General features: G+C 47.4%; 23 protein-coding genes. 6 read left to right on the top strand and 17 right to left on the bottom strand.

The features are described 5' to 3' along the window. Positions 1-23: 23 nt before the first annotated feature. The 6 genes from MKZ09_RS02320 to MKZ09_RS02295 form a co-directional block, all read right to left on the bottom strand. Positions 24-914 (bottom strand): carbohydrate ABC transporter permease, encoded by an 891-nt coding sequence (locus MKZ09_RS02320; protein ID WP_036682603.1) that lies wholly within the window; start codon positions 912-914, stop codon positions 24-26. A gap of 17 nt (positions 915-931) precedes the next feature. Then, on the bottom strand, positions 932-1,921 hold the full coding sequence (locus tag MKZ09_RS02315; protein ID WP_036682605.1) for an ABC transporter permease: 990 nt from the start codon (positions 1,919-1,921) through the stop codon (positions 932-934). A 173-nt stretch (positions 1,922-2,094) separates the two neighbouring features. Continuing rightward, positions 2,095-5,322 (bottom strand): cellobiose phosphorylase, encoded by a 3,228-nt coding sequence (locus tag MKZ09_RS02310; protein WP_076203607.1) that lies wholly within the window; start codon positions 5,320-5,322, stop codon positions 2,095-2,097. Between the two features lie 28 nt (positions 5,323-5,350). Next, positions 5,351-6,688: a glycoside hydrolase family 30 protein gene (locus MKZ09_RS02305; RefSeq protein WP_076134882.1), complete on the bottom strand. Its 1,338-nt coding sequence runs from the start codon at positions 6,686-6,688 to the stop codon at positions 5,351-5,353. 395 nt (positions 6,689-7,083) lie between these two features. Next, complete coding sequence (locus tag MKZ09_RS02300) at positions 7,084-8,103, bottom strand: LacI family DNA-binding transcriptional regulator (RefSeq protein WP_076203604.1); 1,020 nt, start codon at positions 8,101-8,103, stop codon at positions 7,084-7,086. Positions 8,104-8,155: 52 nt separating this feature from the next. Next, entirely contained in the window at positions 8,156-8,638 is a 483-nt protein-coding gene (locus MKZ09_RS02295; RefSeq protein WP_076203599.1) for a hypothetical protein, read from the bottom strand. Between the two features lie 212 nt (positions 8,639-8,850). On the opposite strand from MKZ09_RS02295, the gene MKZ09_RS02290 reads away from it, so the two are divergent. After that, entirely contained in the window at positions 8,851-9,633 is a 783-nt protein-coding gene (locus MKZ09_RS02290; RefSeq protein ID WP_341040592.1) for an HNH endonuclease, read from the top strand. A gap of 70 nt (positions 9,634-9,703) precedes the next feature. Here the strand turns inward: MKZ09_RS02290 and MKZ09_RS02285 are convergent, their stop codons facing one another. Then, positions 9,704-9,901, bottom strand: a complete 198-nt coding sequence (locus MKZ09_RS02285; protein WP_036682616.1) for a YwbE family protein — start codon at positions 9,899-9,901, stop codon at positions 9,704-9,706. Between the two features lie 62 nt (positions 9,902-9,963). Between MKZ09_RS02285 and MKZ09_RS02280 the strand changes: the two genes are divergently transcribed. Then, entirely contained in the window at positions 9,964-10,266 is a 303-nt protein-coding gene (locus MKZ09_RS02280; protein ID WP_076124555.1) for a hypothetical protein, read from the top strand. Positions 10,267-10,268: 2 nt separating this feature from the next. On the opposite strand, the gene sdaAA is transcribed toward MKZ09_RS02280, so the two are convergent. The 3 genes from sdaAA to MKZ09_RS02265 all read right to left on the bottom strand — a co-directional run bounded on the left by sdaAA (position 10,269) and on the right by MKZ09_RS02265 (position 13,008). Beyond that, entirely contained in the window at positions 10,269-11,147 is an 879-nt protein-coding gene (sdaAA, locus tag MKZ09_RS02275; RefSeq protein WP_036682621.1) for an L-serine ammonia-lyase, iron-sulfur-dependent, subunit alpha, read from the bottom strand. Continuing rightward, a complete protein-coding gene (gene sdaAB / locus MKZ09_RS02270; protein WP_076124558.1) occupies positions 11,144-11,854 on the bottom strand; it encodes an L-serine ammonia-lyase, iron-sulfur-dependent subunit beta in 711 nt (236 codons plus the stop codon). Before sdaAB ends, sdaAA begins: the two co-directional genes overlap by 4 nt. Positions 11,855-12,009: 155 nt before the next feature. Then, the gene (locus MKZ09_RS02265; protein ID WP_256719182.1) at positions 12,010-13,008 is read right to left on the bottom strand and encodes a GNAT family N-acetyltransferase; all 999 of its coding nucleotides are present in this window, start codon (positions 13,006-13,008) and stop codon (positions 12,010-12,012) included. 124 nt (positions 13,009-13,132) lie between these two features. Between MKZ09_RS02265 and MKZ09_RS02260 the strand changes: the two genes are divergently transcribed. Together MKZ09_RS02260 and MKZ09_RS02255 are read left to right on the top strand one after the other, a co-directional pair. Then, positions 13,133-14,032, top strand: coding sequence for an SDR family oxidoreductase (locus tag MKZ09_RS02260; RefSeq protein ID WP_076203595.1), 900 nt, complete (start codon positions 13,133-13,135; stop codon positions 14,030-14,032). Positions 14,033-14,063: 31 nt separating this feature from the next. Continuing rightward, a complete protein-coding gene (locus tag MKZ09_RS02255; RefSeq protein WP_076142073.1) occupies positions 14,064-14,519 on the top strand; it encodes a hypothetical protein in 456 nt (151 codons plus the stop codon). Between the two features lie 16 nt (positions 14,520-14,535). On the opposite strand, the gene MKZ09_RS02250 is transcribed toward MKZ09_RS02255, so the two are convergent. The 3 genes from MKZ09_RS02250 to MKZ09_RS02240 all read right to left on the bottom strand — a co-directional run bounded on the left by MKZ09_RS02250 (position 14,536) and on the right by MKZ09_RS02240 (position 17,550). Then, entirely contained in the window at positions 14,536-16,185 is a 1,650-nt protein-coding gene (locus tag MKZ09_RS02250) for a bifunctional ADP-dependent NAD(P)H-hydrate dehydratase/NAD(P)H-hydrate epimerase (protein WP_076203591.1), read from the bottom strand. An 88-nt stretch (positions 16,186-16,273) separates the two neighbouring features. Then, positions 16,274-16,906: an NAD(P)-dependent oxidoreductase gene (locus MKZ09_RS02245; protein ID WP_076203586.1), complete on the bottom strand. Its 633-nt coding sequence runs from the start codon at positions 16,904-16,906 to the stop codon at positions 16,274-16,276. 230 nt (positions 16,907-17,136) lie between these two features. After that, positions 17,137-17,550 carry a GNAT family N-acetyltransferase gene (locus MKZ09_RS02240; protein WP_370511168.1) on the bottom strand — a complete coding sequence of 138 codons (414 nt, stop codon included), beginning with the start codon at positions 17,548-17,550 and terminating at the stop codon, positions 17,137-17,139. A 179-nt stretch (positions 17,551-17,729) separates the two neighbouring features. Between MKZ09_RS02240 and MKZ09_RS02235 the strand changes: the two genes are divergently transcribed. Further along, entirely contained in the window at positions 17,730-18,038 is a 309-nt protein-coding gene (locus MKZ09_RS02235) for a hypothetical protein (RefSeq protein ID WP_076134873.1), read from the top strand. A 656-nt stretch (positions 18,039-18,694) separates the two neighbouring features. Here the strand turns inward: MKZ09_RS02235 and MKZ09_RS02230 are convergent. The 4 genes from MKZ09_RS02230 to MKZ09_RS02215 form a co-directional block, all read right to left on the bottom strand. After that, positions 18,695-18,919: a YezD family protein gene (locus MKZ09_RS02230; RefSeq protein ID WP_076101319.1), complete on the bottom strand. Its 225-nt coding sequence runs from the start codon at positions 18,917-18,919 to the stop codon at positions 18,695-18,697. Positions 18,920-19,036: 117 nt separating this feature from the next. Next, on the bottom strand, positions 19,037-19,900 hold the full coding sequence (cysW, locus tag MKZ09_RS02225) for a sulfate ABC transporter permease subunit CysW (protein WP_076203583.1): 864 nt from the start codon (positions 19,898-19,900) through the stop codon (positions 19,037-19,039). Between the two features lie 128 nt (positions 19,901-20,028). Further along, positions 20,029-20,877 (bottom strand): sulfate ABC transporter permease subunit CysT, encoded by an 849-nt coding sequence (cysT, locus tag MKZ09_RS02220; RefSeq protein WP_076124574.1) that lies wholly within the window; start codon positions 20,875-20,877, stop codon positions 20,029-20,031. Between the two features lie 93 nt (positions 20,878-20,970). Continuing rightward, positions 20,971-22,098: a sulfate ABC transporter substrate-binding protein gene (locus tag MKZ09_RS02215; RefSeq protein WP_076203580.1), complete on the bottom strand. Its 1,128-nt coding sequence runs from the start codon at positions 22,096-22,098 to the stop codon at positions 20,971-20,973. Between the two features lie 387 nt (positions 22,099-22,485). Between MKZ09_RS02215 and MKZ09_RS02210 the strand changes: the two genes are divergently transcribed. Continuing rightward, positions 22,486-24,753 (top strand): alpha/beta hydrolase family protein, encoded by a 2,268-nt coding sequence (locus tag MKZ09_RS02210; RefSeq protein ID WP_076203577.1) that lies wholly within the window; start codon positions 22,486-22,488, stop codon positions 24,751-24,753. Positions 24,754-24,793 lie beyond the last annotated feature (40 nt).

Raw genomic sequence — 24,793 nt, 5'->3', positions numbered from 1 at the left:
GGAGGAGTTATCACTGCTAGACATCAGCCCTTAATGGAGCCGATCATCATCCCTTTAACGAAATAACGCTGCAGGAACGGATACACGAATACTATCGGCAATGTGGTCACTACCATCGTCGCCAGCTTAATGGACTGTGACGTTACGCTTCTCGTAACGCTGCTGCCTTGTACAGCGACCATCATTTGACTAGAGCTCGATTGTGCGACGACCCGGAACAAATACGTCTGAATCGGCTGCAGATCAGTATTATTGATATAGATCATACCCGTGAAGTAATCATTCCACTGATACACGCCATGGAACAGCGCAATGGTAGCAATTACAGGCATGGATACTGGAAGTACGATTCTTAGAAAGATGGACCAATCATTAGCACCGTCAATCCGTGCCGCTTCTTCCAGCCCATCGGGAATCTCCCGGAAAAAGGTCATGAAGATAATAAGATCAAAGAAGCTAAACATAACCGGAATAATATAGACTAGGAAATTCTCCAATAGGTGAAGGTCCTTCATCAGCAGGAAGGTAGGAATGAGTCCCCCGCCAAAAAAGAGAGTCACTGTACCCATAAGCATGTAGAACTTACCGCCAATGAGGTTTTTTCTGGAGAATGCATAAGCTACCATCGCTGTGAAAAATACATGCAGTACAGTACCCAAAAGTGTTTTGGCGACAGTAACCCACATCGCCTGCATGATGCCGGGGCTGGCAAATACGGCCTCGAAATTCTCAAAGCTGAACATCCGCGGCCACCAGTAGATTCCTCCCCGCATGGCGTCATTACCGTTATTGAAGGCGTTAACCAATACGTACCAGATCGGGTAAAGCGTTATGAAGCAGATACATAACATGATGAGATTATTGATGATATCGAACAGGGCCTCGCCCTTCGTTTTACGCTTAAGTGCAAACATATATGGTCCTCCTTATCCTAGAACAACGATGTATCGTTGATTTTTTTAGATACTTGGTTGGCAATCAGCAGCAATATTAGAGCGATAACCGATTTTAACAATCCAACTGCAGTTGAGTAAGAGAAGCGGCCTGAGAGAATCCCTGTATAGTACACATAGTAATCAATTACATTACTTGCACTATCATTCAGTGAGTTGCGCAGGACCAGAATCTGATCAAAGTTGGAGTTCAGCACTCCGCTGACCGCGAGAATGAAGAGAATGCTGATTGTCGATTTAATCGCCGGCAAGGTAACATACCACATCTTCTGAAATCTGCCCGCGCCGTCGATTGTCGCCGCCTCGTACATTTCAGGAGATACACCGGAAATTGCTGCTAAATAGATAATCGCTGACCATCCAAGTTCTTTCCAGATATCAGAGGAGATAATAATCGTCCAGAAGTAACCAGGCTCAGCCAAGTATGTAATTGGCTGATCAATCAGATGAAGCGCTAGCAAAATGTTATTGATAATTCCTACATCAGCAAGCCATGTAGCCAAAATCCCTCCGAGTACCACCCATGAGAGAAAGTGGGGCAAATACGAAATCGTCTGTATGGTCTTCTTGAATTTCATTGAACGAACTTCATTCAGAAATAGAGCAAATATTATCGGCAGGGGAAATCCGATAATTAGCTTAAACAAGCTGATGCCGAGCGTATTTTTAATTACATTCGAGAGATTGTCATCATCCATGAACTCTTTGAAATGTGTAAGTCCCACCCATGGGGCTTCTGCAATCGTTTTAACGATGTTGTAATCTTTAAAAGCAATGATAATTCCATACATGGGAATGTAGTTAAAGATTATCATCCACGCAATGCCGAGTAGAGCCATTGTCTGCAAATGACGCTGGGCAATGAACCTCTTCCAAAGCGGGCTCCGATTTACTTTACCGGTTTCGAAATTGCCAGGAATTAACGGCTTCATCGCTGAGCTTACTTCCATGCTTTTTTTGTTCTCCATCCTTTGGACCTCCAGGCTCTATATCTGTATTTAATCTAAAGCGCTTACAATGTTTATGTATCCATTGTATTTGCTTTTGCCTGTCTCCGTAAGGCTTTGAATTTCGGATTATAGGTACCATTTTTCGGATGGAGTGAAAATTTAAGGGCGAGCCGCAGCTCGCCCCTCTATTTTTATGCTAATACTGCTTGAATTTGCGCAATTTCTCCACGCCGCAGAGCCTCTGCCTCTTCACCGCGCACGAACGCTCCAGATATTTTAGTCACAGTTCCATTGCGGTATACAAGCATCAAAGATTGAATGCTAACCTTCTTCTCGCCAAAGGTATTTTCACGTTTTGGGTTAGAATAGATTACCTCCGTATTCCCTAGGAAAGTGAAAGACAGTTTACCCTCTTCATCAAACAGCCATCCTGGCAATACCGGATCGAGAGACAGCGTAAGCGCTCCATCCTCCATTCTGAAAACATGGCTTCCAGCCATCATTGTTCTCCACATGCTTAAGAATTCCGCGGTCGATCCACTAAGTCTCGCTACGAACCCTCTACCGTGATTATTTGGATCAGGATTGCCTCCAGTTGCGATAAATGATGAATTCTCCAGTGTACTACGTCCATAAACAGAAGGATCAAGGAATGGTACCAGCGACGTCTTCAGCTCGCCGTAGAATTCCTCATACAGCCCGCCCTTCAGCAGCTCAAGCAAATACTTATAGGACATGTGCAGGAAGTTAGACTCCCGTTCTAGCCAGCCTGGTGTGAAGGCTCTCATCCGTCCGATTTCATGCGATTCACCTTCTAGACTAACAGAGGTCTGATACATAGATGTTGCCTGATCATACAGCTCTGTCTGCTTAATCAGATTATAGATTTCTTTTGCCTGCACCGGATTCTTCATCGTCTTCAACCAGCGGGTAGGTCCTTCTAGGAAATAAGGCAAGGCATAAGCCTTAAACTCCTCTACCACAGCCTTTGGCAACCCGTATCCGCTAATTACTGGCTGACCCTCAGCATCTGTTACCTGATGGAATTTCTCCGCTTCAAAGCGGAAATAGGTTGGGGTAAGTCCATTGCCCATTTCTACCGCCTTGTTGATTCCCTCATCAATTTTAACCAGGAACTTGGAAAGAGCTTCGCGGATGTGTTCCAAGGTTACTTCAGTTTCAGCACCCGTAATGCCAAACCGGATACTTGCTCTATAAGCTTCTCGGGCTGAAGCTACTGTATCCCAATAGTTGAATTGTTCCACTTCTCCTGCTAGGACAGCAGTTACCGCGTGATATACCGCTTCAAGCAGCTTCGCGATTTCTTCTGGCAGCTTTACAGCTCCCTGTACATTCTCAGCACCGTTCAGCACATCCAGCAAAAAGACTACAGTACGCTTCAGCTCAAAAGTCTCACTCATTCCGGAGCCAAACAATCCCGGCAGACCGTTCATGGCATCGTTCCAGCCCGGCTTGTTTCCTTCCATCTCCACACCCATGCCGTAAGGGTCAAGCGTAGCAAATTTATTCAAAGCAAGAGACAACATCTTCACGAACAGATTGGTGTGGTAAATAGCATCTTGCCCACCTTTGGTACGCAGCCAATGGGTATCTCCAGCTTTCCATTTCAGCTTATGCAGCTTCTCCTCATCTTCAAGGAGAGCGCCATATTGCCGGGCTTTTCCGTCACTAATTACATACTTCTCACTACGTGGCAGCACATATGCTGGGCTGTCATAGAACGCATAAGTACTATCCCCAAATAAAAGCTCCTGCTTCTTGTCAGGGAAGATGTCCAAATAACCTACTACGAGATCCAAATTGTACGTCCAGTGATCAGACCAGAAGCCTTCGCCAAAAGCAGCCTCAATGTTTTGCTGTGACAGGGCCAGCAGACCCGACAGAAACTCCTGCTCACTAACCTTCAACGTAACGTTATGATCCGCAATGTAATTGATCAGGCTGCCCGGGGTGAACCGGCTGTTGCATAGCTTAACAAGCTCAGCTTGATGATCCGCAGCCGCTTCTCCGATCCATTCCGCAGCCTTCGCTTTGCTGTCTGGCTTCACTTCAAAGGTTGTTCCTTGAACACTTAGTGGGTTGTAGCCATCTGCTTGAATCAAGCTATAGAACATTTTGATGTTGAAGCTGCCCACCTTCGGATTAAAAAACACATCATTCCGGCGGTTTTGATTCATATCGCGGAAGTTACCATTCCCCTGTGAATAGTATTCTGGGGCAAGTGAGAAGAAGTTATAGTCGCGCTCCAAATCCCCATGCTTGCGGGAATATAAATGAACTACAAAGCCATCTCCACCATTGTCAAAAATAAAAGGATAGCCTCCGCGCAGGAAGTTATCGAGATAGGACTGACGGCAATAAGCATCAAACACAGCCGATGAAGTGTGCGTGGCAATGTCTTCTGTTAATGCCTCTGTCAGACCTGCGGCTTCCTGGGATTTGGACAGGATATATTCATCCCGGCATAACTGCTCCGCCTTTTTATTGATTTTGTCGATGTCATTTACATGCCCAACCAAAGTATTCAGGGTCAAGCTGCTGCCCGGTGCCAAACGTCTACCCAAACCACTGAAGCCGCAAGGAACCTTATTGACTGGATATTGTGGAAGCTCACTCAGCTCCGAAAGCGTTAATCCCGCAAAGCGGTCTGGGTAAGTAAGAGAGGTATTGCCGCCGAAAATAAGTTCGAAATCAACGATTGGCGCGACTTTTTCTCCTTCTCCAGTAAACGACAGATAGAAATGTCCATTTGTGATTTCGCTAACCTGTGCACTATCATTGGTGCTGGAACGCAGCTTATAGAACGGTATACCGTTCTCCAGATTGTATACGTCCATCCAGCTGCGCAGCAGGTTACCAATCTCCTTGTAGCCACTGTTTTCTACTCCGTAAGGCAAAATCTCAGGCAGACCATCCATCAGCTCCAGCTCAATCTCTTTGCCGCCGATATTCTCAATCTCCACCCGACGTACCAACGCGGCATAATCGTCATTAGGCAGATTGAAATAGTGTACAGTCGTCTTCAGCCCATGCCCGGCATGGCTTTCTTCAAGGGTCAGTCCGTTAGGCAAAATGGTCATGATCCGCTTGGCGGCGGGATCTGGACGTGCCGATTGAAATGGCTCATAAATCTCTTGCTCGCCTTTTATTTTAATAAAGGTTCGGAATCCGGTGGTTCCTACGTCTTTATAAGAGATATTTGCTGGAGAGAATTCCATGATTGGCGAGTTCTTGTCGCGTACCCCAAAGCTGCAAATCGCTTGCCCCCGGTTCACATAAAAAGTCCACATTGGAATTCCCTTAAGACCTGCAAGACCTGGCAGGAAACTAGAGAAAGGCTTTCCTGTATCAAACTGCTCCATTACAAAGTTACCTGATTCGAAATAATAATTACTCACGTTAATGTCCTCCTAAACTGTTACTTATTTATGAAATCAGATGCGTTACGATAGAATGAGGGGATAGTTCGCAGTTGGCAATTTCTTCGCCAAGCCCCAAGGTTACCGTGCGAACTTCTTCGCTCTCATTCATCAATATGACAGCAATGCTGCCGTCCGGATTACGGAATGCTGTGGATAGGATGCCTTCCGCTTCAGAAGTAAAGCCAATCCGTACCGCACCTGGCGCGATAAATTTACTGAAATGCCCGATATAATAATAAGAGCTGTTATAGTGCAATTCGTCTGTTGTTGTATCTGCTATAATTGGGGCATCACAGAGATTCCCTACATGATTGGGCCCGCCGGTCTCATCCAGTACGAGGTTCCAGTCCAGGTATCCTTCTGTCCATGCATTGAGATCCCCAATCATATTTCTGCCGTAACGTTCACCTGTAAACCATTCGCCAAGCTTGACGCCGCCCTCTTGACAGCCCTCAGTGAATAATAGATGTTTGTCAGGAAATAGATCATGTACCTTCTCTACCTTGTCGAACTCCTCACCACCATACCAGTGGATGCCTGTACCCCACACATATTGTGCAGCTTCAGGATCAGACAACACGACCGAAGCACGTTCGACCATAATATCGCGGTTATGATCCCAGATGACAATGTTCACATCGGAATGGCCTGCCTGCTGCATCACGGGACCGAGATGATTTTTAACAAAATCGCGTTCCTCTTCCGCACTATAAATGCAAGAATCCCAGACTTGAACAGCAGCTGGCTCATTTTGCACAGAAACCGCCCAAATAGGTACGCCTTCCTTCCCATAAGCTTCGATAAATTTGGTATAATAGCGTGCCCAAACTTCAGCGTATTCTGGCTTGAGTGATCCTCCATTATTCATTTCACCATTTGTTTTCATCCATGCCGGAGGGCTCCAAGGAGAAGCCAACATCGTGAACGCTCCGCCTTTTACCTGCATTGCATCCTTAATCAGCGGAAGCACCCACTTATGATCATGAGAGATATCAAAGGTAGCCAGCTCCGTATCATGATCAGCGACATAAGTATAATTTCCAAGAGCAAAGTCACAGCTATGGATATGAACACGACCCATGTTATAGCCTAACCCCTCTACCGGATGAAAATAGCGGTGAATAACCTCTGCCCGTTTCTCAGGACTGAGCCGTGACAACGTATAGGCCGCAGCTTCTGTGAAAGCGCCGCCAAATCCGATCATCTTTTGGAACTCCTGCTCTGGCTTAAGCTCTACATCGGCAGATCCAGAATCTACTCTTGTGCTAAAAACAATCGCCTCTTTCGGAGTCAAGCGTTCCCCTGTATCTTTTGCAGTTACAACAGTTTGGACTTTTGCCATTTCATCCATCTCCTCTAATTGTTTTGTTACTAACAACAAGCACTGTCTTTACTGGATCACCATCCGATGTTAGGGTTCGGAGCGATGGACCCCTGAAACGTTTGAGAAAATTCAAGGAAACCCTCGGTAAACTTTGATTTCATATCAATTCGAAACCTATAATCGAAACCGGTTTCGAATATTACGAAAAAAAATGATCTAACGAGAGCAGGAAAAAAGCGGCATAACAATATGCCCCATTATAGCCCTATTCCTCTGAATACGCTGTAGCAAATACCACATAGGAACAATTCAAGCTATGATGTCCTCTACTTTATCAGGACTCTTTTCTCTACGTCAAGATTTATCCTGTGGATAGCAGCCCGCTCTCTGTAGTTATGGAATTTGATACGGCCCTAATTCCCGCTAGCCGGAGGCGCACAGGATTCCCGCTCGATCACTTCTACCGGAACTAAAACCGCTTCCTTATCCAACTGCTTCCCTTCAATCGATGCTAAAAGAATGTCCGCTGCCCGGCTTCCTAAAAGTGCCGTATCCTGACGAATGGTTGTCAATGCAGGTGTAACATACTCAGCTAGATCAATATCATCGTACCCTACAACTGAAATGTCCAGCGGTACGGAAAGTCCACTATCTTTTGCCGCCATAATAGCCCCTAAAGCTAACATGTCACCCGAAGCAAAAACAGCGGTTGGCCGATCAGGCAGCTTAAGAAGCTCCAGCATCGCATTATAACCACTTTCACGAGAATAAAAAGCTCCATTCACAACATAGGACTCCGGCACTTCAAGCCCCTGCTGCTTCATAGCGTACTTATACCCTAACTCCCGAGTTTTACCGGGAAAAGTGTTCATCCCCCCGGAAATATGAGCAATCTTGCGATGACCCAAAGAAACTAAATACTCTATCGCAAGCTGAGCTCCAGCCGTATTATCCGAACATACCGTATGCGACTGCGTAGTCTCAAAATCCAGAATCACAGTAGGAATATCACTCTCTAGCAGCTCACGGAAATAGGGGTCCTCATAATCAGACAAGAAAACAACAACACCATCTACACCACGGATTCGGCAATTCTCCAAATACCCACTTTGCTTCCCCCCAACATCCTTGGAAATAAACATGAGGGCATACCCCTTATCCACAGCAACCTTCTTAAAGCTCTCAATCACAGCGCTAAAAAAGGGATGGCGAATACCAAATCCCGTATTCTCTACAAACAATACACCGATGGTCCATGATTTCTTAGTGGTCAGTGTACGGGCATGGGAATTCGGCAAATATCCCATTTCTTGGGCAACCCGGAAAATTTCCTGGCGAGTCTTCTCCCGTACATCGGAATAATTATTAAACGCCTTGGATACCGTTGTAGGAGAGTAACCGGTTCTTTTGGCAATATCGTATATAGTTGTCAATCCGGTTCACTCCTTGCCCAGACTAATGAAATACCTTCAGTTCACTGCAATTTTAACGTCTTTCGGTACCGCCGTCCAGCAAAAAGTAACTTTGTACGGAAGGAAGCAGCGTCACAGCTTGGATCAAAAGCCCTAGACTCATATAGACCAGATGTATAATTACCACACTGTCAAGCATATACGTCTGCACCATAATCCAAATAATTAGACCAAATCCGATATATAGGGACAATGCCCAGAAGCAATATAATTTTTTAAAGGGATTCAAAATATTCACCCAATGCCATTCCGGTCTCTTGATCAACCCATACAACACGAACATGGGCAGGATACCAAATACGATGAATAGCAAAGTACCCGGAATTAAAAAATCTGAAAATGGCGATCTTTCCAACATAGATGTGGGTATGTGTATCAGATCACCACTAGGATCTATGACCATTGACCCGCCTCCTGCAAACGCTCCAATCCCCAAAAATATATGAAGAATATAAAGCAATGTTACCGTAAACGGCCTTTTTTTGGTTGGCTTCATTTCAGTACCCCTTCCCATGTTTAAAAAGTAGAGCATTCCTTACAACTCTTTTCAATTTTACATGTTTTTCCTGAATGTCACCAAGACAGATATCACACAAAAAGCCGTATTTAAGCTTTTTTTGAGTGCGATGTGAACGATTGTATTTTACGCTATACTAAGATTAGAACGAAATGTTACCCCTGCCGACTGAATCTAATAAATAAAATACATTGGATCCTAAAAACAAGGAGACAGGACGGGCGCAAAGACGCGCTGAACCTAACATATCTATGAACGATACTCATCTTTTATCCACCAAACAATGTACCTATTGCCAGCAACAGAAGCCGCTCTCTGAATTTCGTAAACGTACCGGCAAACGTTCCAAAGGCCAGTCTCGCCGTGGCGCTTGTCGGGAGTGCCGCAAACAACGACAAAACATAGATCTCACTCTTGCAGCAGGTCCCATTCCATTACAACCTGATACCACTCAACCCCCTTCTTCAGCTGTCAAGGAACGCTCCAAGCAAGGAAAGCCTTCTTCCATGGTTGCTTCTTCACCGCAATCCAACCCAAATCAGCGCATACGGGGCTTGGAACAACGTAGGAAACAATCTCATTCTCAAGGCGTGAAACTGAGTCCGGAAGATCCAACGCAGTTGATTCCCTCCGCCAATGGGAAAATTCTAATGCGTGGCCACAGTGATAAAGGACATCGCTGGCATCAGGAAATTGACTACGAGCTTGCGGTTACTCTAGTCAGAGAACATGCCGCTATCGTAGTGAATCGCCGAACCATCCGCCGGATTTACAGCAATAAGGATTTCCGTGCTTATATATTGACTAGAGACAACTATACTTGCTACTTCTGTGGCTCCTATGGAGACACTATAGATCATTTGCTCCCCCGTGCTAAAGGCGGCCATACTACTCCGGATAATTGCGTTTGCGCTTGTACGTTATGTAATCAGACCAAAGCCGATAAGTCTGTTGAGGATTTTATGAGCAGATAAAATAGAAAAACGCCCCAATCTCAGTGGATTAGGGGCGCTTTTTTATAAAAATCAAAGGTAAAGTTTATTGTTAGTTAGCAACAATATTCTTAACTCGTCCTACCTGTCCACTGGTTAAACGCACCTTGATGCCATGCGGATGTCGAGGTGAGTTCGTGAGAATATCCTTTACCGTTCCATGTGTTAGCTTACCCGTCGGCTGATCCTGCTTAAGCACAATATCCACTTCAAGCCCAGGACGAATATCGGCTCTTACCTGTCCGTTCATGATGTAATCCCCTTTCAATGGGTTATAATGTTGTCAACTATACTAGATAAGGAGGAGACGTAATGGCCTTCGGCATCAACAGAGAAGAATTAACCCGCTGGAAAAAGGCAGTCTCCGCAGGAGAGATCGCTTTCTTAACCCATTACTGGCTAGACCCGCGTTTTCCCGGCATGACTACTGTCACCAAGGTCGGCTGTAGTGACCTAACCAGACTAACATATTGGTGTGAGGAAAATGGACTGCCGGCTAAATATATTCATAATCGTTCGCCGTTCCCCCACTTTGACCTTTTGGGACCCAAACAAGCAGAAATCCTTCGGAAGGAAGGATTATGGGAACAGTTGGAACGTTTCAAAATGCTCTAAAATCACTTCTTTTTACGTAAATCTTGCATGATCTTGCGGCCGGTAGGTGTCTGTGCTAATCCGCCACCTGCGGTCTCGCGGTGTTTTTCTGGCATAGCTGAGCCTACCTCAAGCATGACCTTGATTACTTCATCAGAAGGAATCACGCTCCGAACACCAGCCAGCGCCATATCGGCGGCGGCGAGCGCGGTCACTGCACCGAATCCGTTTCTAACGATACAAGGAATCTCTACGAGTCCTCCCACCGGATCACAAATCAGTCCTAAGGTGTTCTTAAGCGCCAACCCAACAGCATGTACTGCTTGTGCAGGCGTTCCTCCACGCAGTTCGGTTAAAGCTCCTGCCGCCATCCCGATGGCCGACCCGACCTCCGCCTGACAGCCACCCTCTGCACCAGATACAAACGAATTGTTGGCAATGACATAACCGATCGCTCCTGCAGCGAACAAACCGGAAACCATATAGTCATCATCCCAGCCAAACCGTTCCTGGCAGCTGAGAAATACACCCGGAATAATTCCGCATGAACCTGCCGTAGGTGTAGCAATTATGCGGCCCATTGAGGCATTAACCTCGGATACAGCCAAGGCATAGGCCATTGCTTGACCAGCGGGTCCACCTAGGCATGGTTCATCTGCTGCGTTATAGGCTCCTACACGCTGGGCATCCATTCCCGTAAGGCCGCTGCGCGAAGTGGTATCTTCATGCATCCCACGATGAACAGCCTCTTTCATCACCCCGTAATACTCACGCATTGTGGCAAATTCCTGTTCACTGGAACGTCCAGATTCCGCGCTTTGCTCTTCGAGCATAAGGGCTCCAATGGTGAGGCCACGCTCCTCACATAATACAGCCAGTTGGCTAAGTGTTTGAAAATTCATGTTAAGCTTTCCTTCCCCTTCTCATCTTGCTTACCTTCGTTTAAATTAACCAATTTCACCGATTTCACCGCAGTGAGCGCTTTAAGCGCTTCAATAAGCTCTGGAGTAGCAGCTTCATCCAGCTCCAGTACCGTTAAGGCTGCACCGCTGCGATTCTTCCGATCCAGAGACATATGCCCTATATTAAATTGTCCGTTACGCATCACTTCTGTAACACTCGCCAGAACACCTAAATAATCCATATGATGAATCAATACCGTCGGATACATTCCCGTAAGCTTTACTCCAAAACCATCCACATCGACGATCTCAATGTTTCCACCACCGATGGATGTCCCCGTTAAAGTCAGCTCACTTCCTGTCTCTTGTCCGATAAGATGCAGTTTAACTGTGTTAGGATGAGGAAACAATCCCGTTCCTTGCTCAAAAGATACGTCCATTCCAGCTTCAGCCGCTAACTCCAGAGAGTCGGGTAACCGATGATCATCGGTAGCGTAATCCAAAAGCCCTCCGACAATAGCCCGGTCTGTGCCATGGCCCTGATAAGTAGCTGCAAAAGAACCAAAAAACGTCACTTCTGCCACACGCGGCACTTCACCCAGCACCTGCCTTGCAGCCCTTCCGATCCGTGCCGCACCGGCTGTATGCGAACTTGAAGGCCCGACCATGGCCGGGCCAATAATTGAAAACACATCTTTAAAACGCATAAAAGACCTCCTGCCTGCAAAATAGGCAATTATCAAACTCATATATAGTATACTGCACTGGCAGTCGGAGTTCACCGTTACATTTGCTGTGATATATCCACTTCTAATCTAATGATATTTCACTTAGATAGTATTTTCATTTCGCATCTTATGTATCACAAGACATCCTGGGAGTATAACACAATTCCACCTCTATACTGCCAGCCTATCCCTTCCCAGAATCCCCTTCCTTGTTCATTGGTTCCAATCACCATCAGATGACATTTTGCGATACCAGCTGCATGTAAATTACCAAGACAACGCTTTACAAGCTCACGCCCGATGCCCATGCCTCGGCAGTCATTACTAACTGCAACATGATACATATAACCTCTTCGCCCATCATGTCCACACAATGCAGTTCCTACAATCCGGCCGCCTTCATTCTCGCAGATCTGGCTGAAGCCAGCATTACGCTCCAGATAACGTGCAATCTCCAGTCTCGAATCCGCTTCACTAAGTCCCATTCCCTCTGTATTTTCCCATAACTGGTAGGCAGCTTCATAATCATCCGCAATCATCTCTCGATAATTCATGTCTATCCCCTCGCTTGTATAGAATGACAAAAAAGCATAAAGAGCACTCCGCGGAAGCTTTTCCAGCATCAACAGCGCTTCATAAGGGTCACCTTCCAAGCCCAGCACTTGCGCGAAGGCAGGTTCGGTCTTCCACCCGTTTGTTTTCATTGTAATGATCTGCTGTCGAAAATCATTATCCAGCTGAGCTAGAATTTCCGCTTCAATGATCATATGTAAGTAACCATTCTGCAAAGCTGTGGGTCGCGGCTGCCCAAACAGTTCTATAGGCCAGCCACCGGCCATAAAGTTAATTTTCGTTCGAGGGACCCCGTCCACCACACGCGATACACTAGTAAACTCATCCATGGTTCCGAAATATCGACTAACAATATCCCTAAATTTTACGGAATCATGCACCTCACAAATAATATCCAGGTCGCTGCCCTTCACCTGAATTCCAAGCGGCACTGTGCCAACCAGCACCGGGTTATAGTCGGCCAGCAAACTTATAATATTTAATTCTCTTAACAGGGTATAGACCTCTTTTTGCACTGGAGTTCCACGATTCAGATAATCTATGTTTCGCCAATCATTCATCTCTGACAAACGCTCCCTCGACTAGGTTATAAACACAGGCAGGACCGGATAACAGCGCACGCTTTTCTAGGCGCATGCATAGAAATATACGGAAGATAGAAGGCAAGGAGGAGTGTATGTAAAAATGAACCCCACCTACCCCTATTATGGGGAACAAACGATATGTAAGAAACAGCCTATTGCTTTTCCCCCACAGCATCAAGACCGTCAGCCTGGTCTAGAGAGTCTAATGAATCCTCGCCCCATCAGTGAAAATCCGGAGATCACCGGCAGTGGAAAGCTAAAAGGAAAAATTGCGCTCATCACCGGAGGCGACAGCGGAATTGGTAAAGCGGCGGCCATTGCTTTTGCAAAGGAAGGTGCAGATGTCGCTATAGCTTATTTATACGAAGCTTCAGATGCAGAGGTCACTCAGCGGCGAATTGAAGAATTAGGGCAACGTTGTTTGCGGATCGAAGTTGATTTACGCCATAAGGAAAACTGCTTCAAGGCTGTGGAGCATACCCTTCGCACTTTTGGCAAGCTGGACATCCTCGTCAACAATCATGGCGTCCAGTATCCGCAAAAAAGTATTCTGGATATCACGGAAGCACAGCTCTACCAAACGTTTCAGACGAATATATTTCCATTCTTTTACCTGACACAAGCCGCACTTCCACATCTAAAAAAAGGCGCAGCCATCATCAACACTGCTTCCATTACTGCCTATCAAGGAAATAAAGAGCTTATAGATTATTCCTCAACTAAAGGCGCGATCGTCTCCTTTACCCGCTCTTTAGCCTTATCACTCGTAGACTCTGGCATTCGTGTCAATAGCGTAGCTCCCGGACCCGTATGGACACCACTAATCCCCTCCAGCTACTCCGCAGATGAGGTTAGTGTATTTGGGACGGATACACCCTTTAAACGTGCCGCACAGCCATATGAGTTAGCAGGAGCCTATCTTTATTTAGCGGGACCGGATTCTTCGTATGTTACCGGGACATGTATTCATGTCAATGGTGGAGACATGGTCACCAGCTGATGCATCACACCACGAGAGGAATGTATATCAAATGAATAAGATAAATGATTATGATATCTCTTCTGTCCGCCTAAGCAGTGGCATGTACGCATTAACCAAATTAGCCTGCGCAGGGCTAACTTACGTCCTTATTACCTTACTTATGCTTGGATTTCCACAATCCGATGGAATTCCTGAAGGCTGGCCACTATCGATTCCTTATGCCATTTATGCTTATGGATTGCCTGCGGCGTTAGTAGCAGATGTACTGCTGCGTATTCTGCGCTCCAAATCCCCTATCCTGCCCCTTGCTGTATATGTCGTCACGGGTTTTGGTGCAGGTCTATGGCTGGCAGCGGAACAAGGTGCAGAATATCTGCTATGGGGTCTGGGTGGAGTCCTGGGACTACTCCTTCTCAGAGTGACCCAGCTTGGTGTAGAAAGGTTTCCTCTGTTGCTGCCAGTATTCGCCCTGTTTCTGCCACTGCTCTGCTTACTGCTGTCATAAGCCTTATTAGGGATACTCAAAGCGCTTCAATGATATCTCCGGCAATAATAGCCGCCGGATTATTCCGCTGACGGGCTGCTCCCTCTCCTGCTAATCCGTGCAGGTATACCCCAAAAGCTGCTGCCTGCGTAGGATGAAGTCCCTGAGCCAGCAGGCTGGAAATCATGCCCGTTAGCACATCACCAGCTCCACCAGTGCCCATGCCGGGATGGCCTGTGGTATTTACATAAGCTTGCCCTTCAGGAGTTGCTATCACGGTATGCGCTCCTTTTAACACAAGCGTAACCCCATACTCCTTGGCATAGTCCATAGCCAGACCGATTCGGTCACGCTGGACCTCAGCCGTAGTTAGGTTAGCCAGGCGAGCCATCTCCCCTGGGTGAGGTGTCAGAATTACAGAATGATGCCGCTGCGCCCAACTCTTATAATCGGAGTCAGCCAGAATATTTAAAGCATCGGCATCGATAACCAGCGGGCAATCACTGCCTTCCCAAAGACTGCGAAGCCAATCTGTATCACCCGGGAACCGTCCAAGACCTGGTCCCACAGCGATTACATCTCGCTCTTCGCTTAACTTCAATAGCTTGGACGCGGTCTCAGCCTCCCAGCTTCCCTCTTCACTGCCACCTACATCGGCCAGCATGAGTTCAGGAACAACACCGATGACGGAAGGTAACAGCTTCTTAGGAAGCGCCCACGTCACCAATCCGCAGCCCGTGCGCAGCGCAGCACGGGCTGCCAGTAATCCGGCGCCGCTCATCCGTAAGGTGCCGGCAGCAAGGAGTACATGCCCATAAGTCCCCTTATGGCCTTCAGGCGACCGCCGCCGGGCCAGATCGACACCCAAATGGGCATGCAGCACTTCCGGTGTCAGCAGATGAACCTGCACACCGCTGTTAAGAGCCAGAGCAGTCGGAATGCCGATGGCCCGTACCTTGACATGCCCCGCTGCGCCTGCACCGGGGTATTGCAGGAGGCCTCGCTTGAGAAACGCGAGGCATACTGTCACTGACGCATGAATGCAAGGCGCATGCGTCTCTCCTGTGTCCGCGTTCAGACCACTGGGGATGTCCGCGGACACAATGACCTTGCCGCTGCTGTTCGCTGCGGCAATCAGCTCCGCATAGGCGCCGCGCGGGGCTCCCGCGCCGCCGGTGCCGAGCAGCGCATCCAGGATGCCGCTGCACTCGGCAAGGTCCAGCCGATCCCTGCCGTATACTACGGCAGGCAGGCCCATGGCTGCAGCCGCATCGCGCTGCAGGGCGGCCTCGCCGGAGAGCGACTCCGGCGGCACCGCATAGACGAGCGTGACGGCGATGCCGGTCTCGCGAAGGTACCGTGCGGCGGCGAGGCCATCGCCGCCGTTGTTGCCTTTGCCGACGAGGATGAACCATCGCTCGGATGCGGCAGAGGCAAGCGTCAGCGCATGATCTGCGCTGACCTTAAATGCCTTGCCTGGGTCACCCAGCGCGGCCTCCTTTAGCCCGGAATCGTTCCCTTCGGCTGCATTCCTGCTGCCTGCCCCGCCTCTCTCCCGGCAAAGATCGATGATCTCCTCTGCGATAACTCTTCCCGCATTCTCCATCAGCGCAATCGCTGGAATCCCCAGCTGCTGGATCGTTTCGCTGTCCAGCTGCCTCATTTGCTCAGCAGTTACCAGATACATGATTTAGCCCCTTTCCGCTATCTACCGTTCCAAAGCTTCACACGCAATTCCAAGTACAAGTCCGAGCAAGTCCGGCGCAAGTCAGATATCAGTAAGCGACAGTAAATCTGGCCCGACTAAAATTCCCTTCCTCCAGCTCATCCACCATAGCTACAGCCAAATCCTCCACACTGATCTTGCTTTCACCATTCTCATCTAGAACAAGACGGTCCAATCCGATACGGAAATGACCTGTACGACGACCTGGATGAACTACCGCAGCAGGACTGAGATACGTATAATCCAATTCTGTATTTTTGTAAATCTCATAAGCCTGCGCATGCGCCTCTGCAACCGGTTTAAACTCTTCCGGAAAATCAGGTGTATTCATCAGCAGCTCTCCAGTTTCAGTCTTTAAGCTACCTGCACCTCCAACAACCAACAGCCGATTTAACCCTGCCGTCTGCACACCCTCCACCAACGCTTTTGCCGCCGTAATCAGATCCTGCTCGTGGCCCGCTCCTGGTCCATAAGCACTGATTACCTCTTCATGGCCACGGACTGCAGCTGCTACTGAAGCCGGATCAAGAATATCCACCGTTGTCACATGTAAACGCTCGTGTTCGAGAGTTATTGACTCTGGATTGCGTACCGCAGCTGTTACTTCGTGTTTTCTTTTTAATGCCTCCTGTACAATTGCCTTTCCAATCGTTCCTGAAGCGCCCAATATTACAACATCCATCTTGTTGTTCCTCACATTCTACGAGCAAGGCCATTATCGTGTAGCCTTCTGCTCTATTATTTTTTGATGCTCATCTGAATAGCTTTTCCCTTACAGCCTTTAAACATTATTTATCCCCTGAGATCCAATCGAAACCAGATCGCGCCTACTACTCCACTTCCAGACCAAAAACCCCTTAACCAATACAAGGGGCACTCTCTACTAAAAAAGCAGCATGAATTCGCCTTAGCTTAGCGACGCAAAAACATTCCCTGAGAACGTGGCATAACCGATTCAAAACCATATTGTGCATAGAGCTTCGAGGCTTCTCCATCTGCAATCAGACTTACATAAGCCTTGTCAGGTACAGTATTAAGGAACTCTCTAATTTCCCGCATGATCAGCTTTCCCAAACCTTGTCCTTGATGTGAAGGCTTGACCGCGATATCCGTGACCTGAAAAAAGCATCCCCCATCGCCAATCACCCGCCCCATCCCGATTAGGTTATTCTCCTCATACAAAGTTACCGCAAAAATAGAACGAGGCAAACCGATCGCTGCACCTTCCACACTCATTTCACTCAGCCCAGCTTCTTTTCTCAGCGCCAAATACTGTTCCATTGAAGGCTGTTCATGGCTTATATCAAGCTTTCTTGTTGTTTCCACCCGCATTCCTCCGTTCAGCATTGCTGTTCCCACTATATACGACTGCATGGTTCACAGGCAAGGCTCACTGCTAGGGATGTTTTTGAAACTGAGGGATAAGCATTATATTCTTGAATTCCTTTACTGACTGTGTGGAATAGTATCTGTAACAATATTTATAAAAGGGTGGGTGAAGCATTATGTCTCCTGTAGCCAAGCTGTTCAAATGGGGAACATGCCTTTATGAAGCTTTTCTGGCTCTACCGTTGATTGGCGGACTCTTTATCATTGCTAATGGTTGGGTCCCTTTGGCCATTGCCTTTTTGCTTCATGCTGTAGCCGTTGTTGTGCTGCAAAGAGAACATAAACCGTTCATGGGTAACGTTCTGGGCATTATCACCTCGATTTTAGCTTTTGTTCCGATCGTTGGTTGGATTATGCACGCCATTACTGCGTTCATCCTGTTGATGGAGGGCGTATCCGCCTCACGCCAAGCGCCTCGTTATTAACAAACGTACCTGCAACATCAAAATAAGTAGCTGCCCCACGGGCCGAATCATTTGTAAACGTCGTAAAAAGACAGATCATCCTCTGCGACCTATGGACCCGGATGACGTATTGCTGTGTTCTTACTGGTGGGCGGTCTGCTTCAACACTCATCATTCCCTGCCACCTGCGAACCAAGATGACATCTTGCTCTGTTCTTACTCGTGGGCGGTTTGCTTCAACACTCATCATTCCCGGCGACTTACGGACCCAGATGACATATTGCTGTGTTTTTACTCATGAGCGGTTTGCTTCAACACTCATCATTCCCGGCGACCTGCGGACCCAGATGACGTTATTTGCGCCTTTTCAGCTTTTGAAGCGTGGTTTCGGACTCCAGAGACGCTATTACTTAGAATCAGGTCCATATGTGGTGTTTTTCATGCCACTAGCGGCTATGCGGTCCGTTAGCGTGGCAAATGTGGCATAATACTACGTTTAGCGTCAACTGAGTCCGATAGGTGCTCCGTAAATGCCACTTTTTTCGTAAGTCCAATAATATCCAATCATACGAAGAAAAAGGAGTTGCCCCAGCAGCCATTTCGTGGCTCATGTGACAACTCCATAATCTTTTATCCAAAAAGATGATATATACCTTTATGATTGCCCAGAGATTGAATCAACGTCCCGCCGATTGAGAATCGGCCCGCCGGCTGCCGCTTTCACCAATATAACGTCCATTTGCGTTGCCACTGCTATTCTCAAACCGTTTGCGCTCCGTACGCTCCATCTGAACAATCTGACCTTCATGCACCACAATATGCAATGAGCCAAATTCCATATCATCCAGAAGTCCTGCAATCCGCGTAAGCCATAAATCGTCCACTTTCAGCGGTTTAGCCATTCTCTAGCCTCCCTTTCTCACCAAAGGATTATATCCGCCTAAATTTCTTTTTTTCTCAATTCCGTTATTACCAACCAGTATACTATGAATTAACTTAGCATGGAACTAAAAGTCATGTCAATGGGCATTTTTTCGCGACAACCAGCTTTTAATAATCATCGTTACCAAAGCCAATAACAGGAGCAACGAAGCTACTGCAAAAGATGCTGAAAATTGATATTCATTGTACAAAATCTCAACATGCAGCGGCAGCGTATTCGTCTCCCCACGTATGTGCCCGGACACCACAGAAACCGCACCAAACTCACCCATGGCCCGCGCATTACACAAAATAATACCGTATAGTAATCCCCATTTAATATTAGGCAGCGTGACTCTGAAAAAGATTTGCCACCCATGTGCTCCGAGTGTAATTGCCGCTTCTTCCTCCTGTGTACCCTGATCCTCCATCAGCGGGATTAATTCACGCGCTACAAAAGGAAACGTCACAAACAACGTGGCTAGAACGATACCCGGAAGCGCAAATACAATCTTGATATCATGAGCGCTCAGCCAAGGGCCAAACCATCCGTTTGCTCCGAAGACGAGCACAAAGATTAGCCCGCCGATGACAGGCGAAACTGCAAAAGGGAGATCAATCAAGGTGATCAGAAACCCTTTGCCGCGGAAACGGAACTTGGTTACAGCCCATGCCGCTGTTACACCAAAAAAGGTATTCAGAGGCACAGTTATCGCCGCAACAAGCAGCGTCAATCGCAGCGCTGAGCGGGCATCCGGATCAGTCAGGGCAGCAATATATACGTCCCAGCCCTTCTTCAGCGCCTCGGTTAGCACAACAACTAATGGCAGAGCAATCAGCCAAAAAAGGACTAGCCCAGTCGCTCCGATCAACACCCATTTTACAATTGGGGTTTCCGTTGTCGCGGACGAGGACGCATTCTTTTGTAGCCGGGGGGTATGGAGAGGGACGGTACCGGCCAAAATTATTCCTCCTTTAAAGGGTTTTACGAAGACAAAATAGCTTGTAATATTCAGTATCAACGGCAGATATCGAGTGTCTCCGATTAAGTTTGAACATGTTCAGACGTCTGCTGTCACGGCGATTACCCTCAACGTGAAGTCTTACGAACCCAGCGCTGAAGCGTGTTAATAACAAGTAACATTAAGAAAGAGATGAGGAGCAATAGCAGGGCTACGGCGGTAGCTCCGGCATAATCATATTGCTCCAGTTTAGACATAATAAGCAGCGGAGCAATCTCCGTCCTCATCGGCATGTTACCGGAGATGAACACAACGGAGCCGAATTCACCGATGCCCCGAGCAAAAGCTAGAGCAAAACCTGTTAGCAGTGGCGGGAACAGCTCAGGCAGAACTACTGAGCGAAAGGTTCTCCAGCGGCCTGCGCCAAGGGTTGCCGAAGCCTCCTCCATATCTCTGTCCAAATCCTCCAGCACCGGCTGCACCGTCCGGACAACGAACGGTATGCCGATGAACATCAAAGCCAGGGTAATCCCGAGCGGAGTGAATGCCACCTTTAATCCCAGCGGCTCAAGCCAAGACCCAATCCAGCCATTTCCTGCATAGAGCGCCGTCAAAGAGACACCGGCTACCGCTGTCGGCAAGGCAAACGGGAGATCGATCAGCGCATCAAATATTCTTTTGCCCGGAAATTCATAACGTACCAGTACCCACGCCAGCAAAAGACCTAGAATTGCATCTACAAAAGCAGCCGCAGCAGCTGTCGACAGGCTCACACGATACGAAGCTAATACCCGCGGGTCCGTAGCTACATCCCAGAATTTCGCCCAGCTCAGACCTGTAGAATTGAACAACAGCGCCGAAAGTGGCAGTAGAACCACTAGACTCAGGTATAATACACTGTAGCCCATCGTCAGCCCGAAGCCGGGCAGTATTTTGCGCCGCGTTGCTGCTGGTGCAGCCGTAGTGGTGACATTCATCCCCTATTCATCCTTTCTCGCCTTCGGCCTTTTAGCCGATCAGCCCCTACCGGGACAAATCTCAATGATCATATCCTGCATTTCATTTATCTGTTATTTGGCACCCGGCACATAAATCTTGTCAAAGATCCCGCCATCATTAAAATGCTTCTCTTGCGTTTCTTTCCAGGTTCCGAATTTGTCAGCCAATGTGAACAGCTTGATTTCCGGGAACTTATCTTTGTATTCTTCCTTCACACTATCTAATGTAGGACGGTAGTAATTCTTAGCTGCGATTTTTTGCCCCTCTTCACTATAGAGATACTTCAGATACGCCTCGGATACCTCACGCGTGTCTCTTTTATCCACAACCTTATCTACTATAGCTACTGGCGGTTCAGCCAGAATGCTCTCCGAAGGATTCACGATATCAAATTTGTCCGGTCCCAGCTCTTCCACGGATAAATAGGCTTCATTCTCCCATGCGATCAGCACATCACCAATTCCACGCTCCACAAACGTTGTCGTAGATCCACGTGCGCCGGTATCCAGCACTGGCACATGCTTGAACAGTTCTTTTACAAATTCCTCAGCCTTAGCCTCATCGTTATTGTTCTGGTCTAGTGCATAACCCCAAGCCGCCAAATAGTTCCAGCGTGCTCCACCTGATGTTTTCGGGTTTGGTGTAATAACCTCTACACCCTCTTTGAGCAGATCTGGCCAATCCTTGATTCCTTTCGGATTCCCTTTGCGTACAAGGAACACGATAGTCGAGGTGTAAGGTGAGCTGTTATGATCGAATTTACTTTGCCAGCCCTCGTTGATTAGTCCCTTTTCCTGCAAGGCATCAATATCATAACCAAGTGCTAATGTCACAACATCCGCTTCCAGACCATCAAGCACAGCACGGCTTTGTTTCCCCGATCCACCGTGGGATTGTTTAATGGTGACCTTCTGTCCTGTTTCTTTCTCCCAATAGGCAGCAAAAGCTTTATTATAATTCTCGTACAATTCGCGAGTAGGGTCATAAGATACGTTCAGTAGTTCTACTGGATCTTTAGATGGAGTCTTGGTGGCTTCAGCCGCATTTGTGGCCTCCGCTGAATGGGTTGTTGCTGGTGCGTCTGTTGCCGGACTAGCACTATTGCCGTTATTGTTATTGCTGCCGCAAGCAGCAGTAAGCCCTGCCGTAAGCAACAAGCTAAACCCTACAAGAAGCCCTTTATTCATCTTTTTCTTCATCTTTTCCACTCCCCCATGTTTTTTCGTACCAGACAAACCCTTGGGTAACACAAAAAGAACGGAGGAAAGCCTACGTATGGCAGGTCAAACCGGTCCTAAGACCGTGTCTGCGAGCCTAATGCAGGCGTTCCTCCGTTCGTACGGTAAGAACTTTCTTCAATTATTCCTATCTACTTAGTTGGTTTATATGGATATAATACTGAAACCCTTTAACTGTGTCAAACCTTTTTTTCCAGCCTATGTCAAAGAAAACTCCCACACACCACACCATACAAGCTATGGGGTCGGTTCCTGTAAGATCCACTTGTTATTGATGCTATAAAGTAATATTATTGCTACAGCTTATGGGTTAAGAGAAATTACCGCTTTATGTCAGGGGAGAGAGTCATGGGTATGGATTTAGAGTACGTCCCTGCGCCGTCGAAACCACGGCTCCACAGGCGTATGGCTCAAGGAATTAGACGAAGAATTAGGGGAACCTACCGTTACGATACAGCAGTTTGGAGAACAGCTATAGCCGGTCTTTGGATAGTATGCTTTTTAGCCTTTAGTACTGCCGTGTTAGGCATTCCTACTGGATTAGGTAAACCTACCGATATCGCTCTTGCTGCAGGTGCAGGCACTGTCCTGCTGGCGATTTCCGGCAATATTTTGGCTGTTCTGCTAGCGTTGACCGGACTGCATATCCCAAGATTATTCGCAGGCTGTGTATTGAGTGATTTTGGAGCCATTCTACTAATCTTATATTATGCAGATTTTGAGATTGAGGCTGCGGTTGTCATTGCGGTCGTGCTTGCACTGCTAGGAGCATTAGGCGGATTAGCCATCGGCCTGCTCCGCAGCAAAAGAATAACACTAGGACTTCTGCTAACAGTGGCAGTGACTTTTTCCCCACTTGCGCTGGCAAGCGGAGTGCAAGAACTGCCTATTTCAGAGTCGGTCGATCTCAACGATACGGAAGTTGTTCCACTGACAGCCTCCGATCCGGGAAAACCAGGTAATCTAGCTTATCAGACCTTCACCTATGCCAGTGGTACCGATCTACATCGTGCCGAATACGGTAAGGATACAAGTTTGATATCCTCTACGGCCGATGCTTCTGCTTATATTAAAGATTGGTCAAAGCTGCGTACTTTATTCTGGGGTTTCGATTATAAGGCACTTCCCCTGAATGGTCGCGTATGGATGCCAGAAGGCGAAGGTCCATATCCAGTAGTGCTGATGGTGCACGGCAATCATATGATGGAAGATTACTCTGATGGCGGTTACGCTTATCTCGGCGAACTATTGGCAAGCCGGGGATTTATCGCGATCTCGCTCGATGAGAACTTCCTGAATTATTCCGCTTGGTCCGGCATTCCGGACAATGATTTTAAAGTACGTACTTGGATCCTACTGAAACATTTAGAGCAGCTAGCAGATTTTTCAGATGATCCGGGCAGTCCTTTTTATCAGAAAATAGATTTCACAAAAACCGCCCTGCTCGGCCATAGCCGCGGAGGACAAGCCGTAGCTATGGCTGCGGATGCCGATCGTTGGTTCAAGGATGACCCGGTGATGGCAGCAGTTAATCGCTTTAATATAACTTCTGTAGTCGCACTTGCTCCGACGGACAAAACGATAGATGACCAGCAAGCCCGTCTCAAAGACATCAATTATTTGACCCTGCAGGGAGCCCGCGATGGAGATGTACATGATTTCTATGGTGATCGGCAGTATATACGCACTTCCTATTCCCAAGGATCATCTGCTTTCAAAAGCTCGCTGTATATTGCGGATGCCAATCACAGTCAATTCAACAGCGATTGGGGCGGATATGATCAGACCTTGCCAGCTGGACTCTTTTTAAATCGGGCACAAATCATGGATGCAGACAAACAACGGCAAATCGCTAAGGTCTATGTATCAGCTTTCTTAGAGACTACCTTGCACGAAAAAGAGGAATACCAAAGCTTGTTCCGGGATTATCGCAGCGGGCTGAAGTGGTTACCAGATACCGCCTACTACAATCGATTCCAAAGCGGGGGATATCGTCCTGTAGCCACATTCGACGATGACCGTAACAAAAACACTGTAGAACTGGGAACAGCAGAAGCATCGGGTGTTTCTTGGTCAGAAGAGTTAGCTAAAGACCGGGAGTCGAAAAGCAAAGCTACCTATGGTGTTGTCCTTGAACGCACAGCCAGCAAAAACGAAGAAGCTTATTACAACATTAAGCTTAACGACAGTGTCCGTACTGAAACTGCTCTTTTAGGGGCAGATGGCCTTACGTTCTCTATGGCAAATCTTAATGGTGATATGAATGAAGAAATGGATGCTCCACAACCTCCAAAGGTCGAGGTGGAGTTAACTGACCATAACGATACCTCAGCACGCTTGACGCTGGATGAAGTATTGGACATACTGCCACTTCCACAAACTCAGTTCACGTTATTCCCATGGCTTGAAGAGCGGATAAACGATGGCAAATACGGTGACCTTTCCGAAGCTGTATTCCAAACCTACGAGATGCCGTTCGAACAATTTCAGGAGGAAGAACCAGAGCTGGATCCTGACAACCTGACGGAAATCACCTTCTATCTTGAAGAAGAGGGCGACCGGATCATGCTGGATGACATCGGTTTTTACGATTTAGGTATCAGAAATACATTTTAAAAATTACTTGCTATTATCCATAGGTCTTCATTTGCAAAAT

This window comes from Paenibacillus sp. FSL R5-0908, from assembly GCF_038006245.1.
GTDB classification, from domain to species: domain Bacteria; phylum Bacillota; class Bacilli; order Paenibacillales; family Paenibacillaceae; genus Paenibacillus_AQ; species Paenibacillus_AQ odorifer.
Note: the sequence above shows the minus strand (reverse complement) of the source record. Positions and strands in the feature narration are given on the sequence as shown.

What these genes read in the sequence shown, in the direction of transcription:
- MKZ09_RS02210 (WP_076203577.1), top strand. Translation starts at nt 22,486, where the DNA reads ATGGGTATGGATTTAGAGTACGTCCCTGCGCCGTCGAAACCACGGCTC.
- MKZ09_RS02305 (WP_076134882.1), bottom strand. Translation starts at nt 6,688, where the DNA reads ATGGCAAAAGTCCAAACTGTTGTAACTGCAAAAGATACAGGGGAACGC.
- sdaAB (WP_076124558.1), bottom strand. Translation starts at nt 11,854, where the DNA reads ATGCGTTTTAAAGATGTGTTTTCAATTATTGGCCCGGCCATGGTCGGG.
- MKZ09_RS02320 (WP_036682603.1), bottom strand. Translation starts at nt 914, where the DNA reads ATGTTTGCACTTAAGCGTAAAACGAAGGGCGAGGCCCTGTTCGATATC.
- MKZ09_RS02285 (WP_036682616.1), bottom strand. Translation starts at nt 9,901, where the DNA reads ATGAACGGACAGGTAAGAGCCGATATTCGTCCTGGGCTTGAAGTGGAT.
- MKZ09_RS02315 (WP_036682605.1), bottom strand. Translation starts at nt 1,921, where the DNA reads ATGGAGAACAAAAAAAGCATGGAAGTAAGCTCAGCGATGAAGCCGTTA.
- MKZ09_RS02250 (WP_076203591.1), bottom strand. Translation starts at nt 16,185, where the DNA reads ATGTATCTGGTAACTGCTGAGCAAATGAGGCAGCTGGACAGCGAAACG.
- MKZ09_RS02255 (WP_076142073.1), top strand. Translation starts at nt 14,064, where the DNA reads ATGAATAAGATAAATGATTATGATATCTCTTCTGTCCGCCTAAGCAGT.
- MKZ09_RS02245 (WP_076203586.1), bottom strand. Translation starts at nt 16,906, where the DNA reads ATGGATGTTGTAATATTGGGCGCTTCAGGAACGATTGGAAAGGCAATT.
- MKZ09_RS02265 (WP_256719182.1), bottom strand. Translation starts at nt 13,008, where the DNA reads ATGAATGATTGGCGAAACATAGATTATCTGAATCGTGGAACTCCAGTG.
- MKZ09_RS02280 (WP_076124555.1), top strand. Translation starts at nt 9,964, where the DNA reads ATGGCCTTCGGCATCAACAGAGAAGAATTAACCCGCTGGAAAAAGGCA.
- MKZ09_RS02230 (WP_076101319.1), bottom strand. Translation starts at nt 18,919, where the DNA reads ATGGCTAAACCGCTGAAAGTGGACGATTTATGGCTTACGCGGATTGCA.
- MKZ09_RS02295 (WP_076203599.1), bottom strand. Translation starts at nt 8,638, where the DNA reads ATGAAGCCAACCAAAAAAAGGCCGTTTACGGTAACATTGCTTTATATT.
- cysT (WP_076124574.1), bottom strand. Translation starts at nt 20,877, where the DNA reads ATGAATGTCACCACTACGGCTGCACCAGCAGCAACGCGGCGCAAAATA.
- MKZ09_RS02235 (WP_076134873.1), top strand. Translation starts at nt 17,730, where the DNA reads ATGTCTCCTGTAGCCAAGCTGTTCAAATGGGGAACATGCCTTTATGAA.
- MKZ09_RS02260 (WP_076203595.1), top strand. Translation starts at nt 13,133, where the DNA reads ATGAACCCCACCTACCCCTATTATGGGGAACAAACGATATGTAAGAAA.
- sdaAA (WP_036682621.1), bottom strand. Translation starts at nt 11,147, where the DNA reads ATGAATTTTCAAACACTTAGCCAACTGGCTGTATTATGTGAGGAGCGT.
- MKZ09_RS02215 (WP_076203580.1), bottom strand. Translation starts at nt 22,098, where the DNA reads ATGAAGAAAAAGATGAATAAAGGGCTTCTTGTAGGGTTTAGCTTGTTG.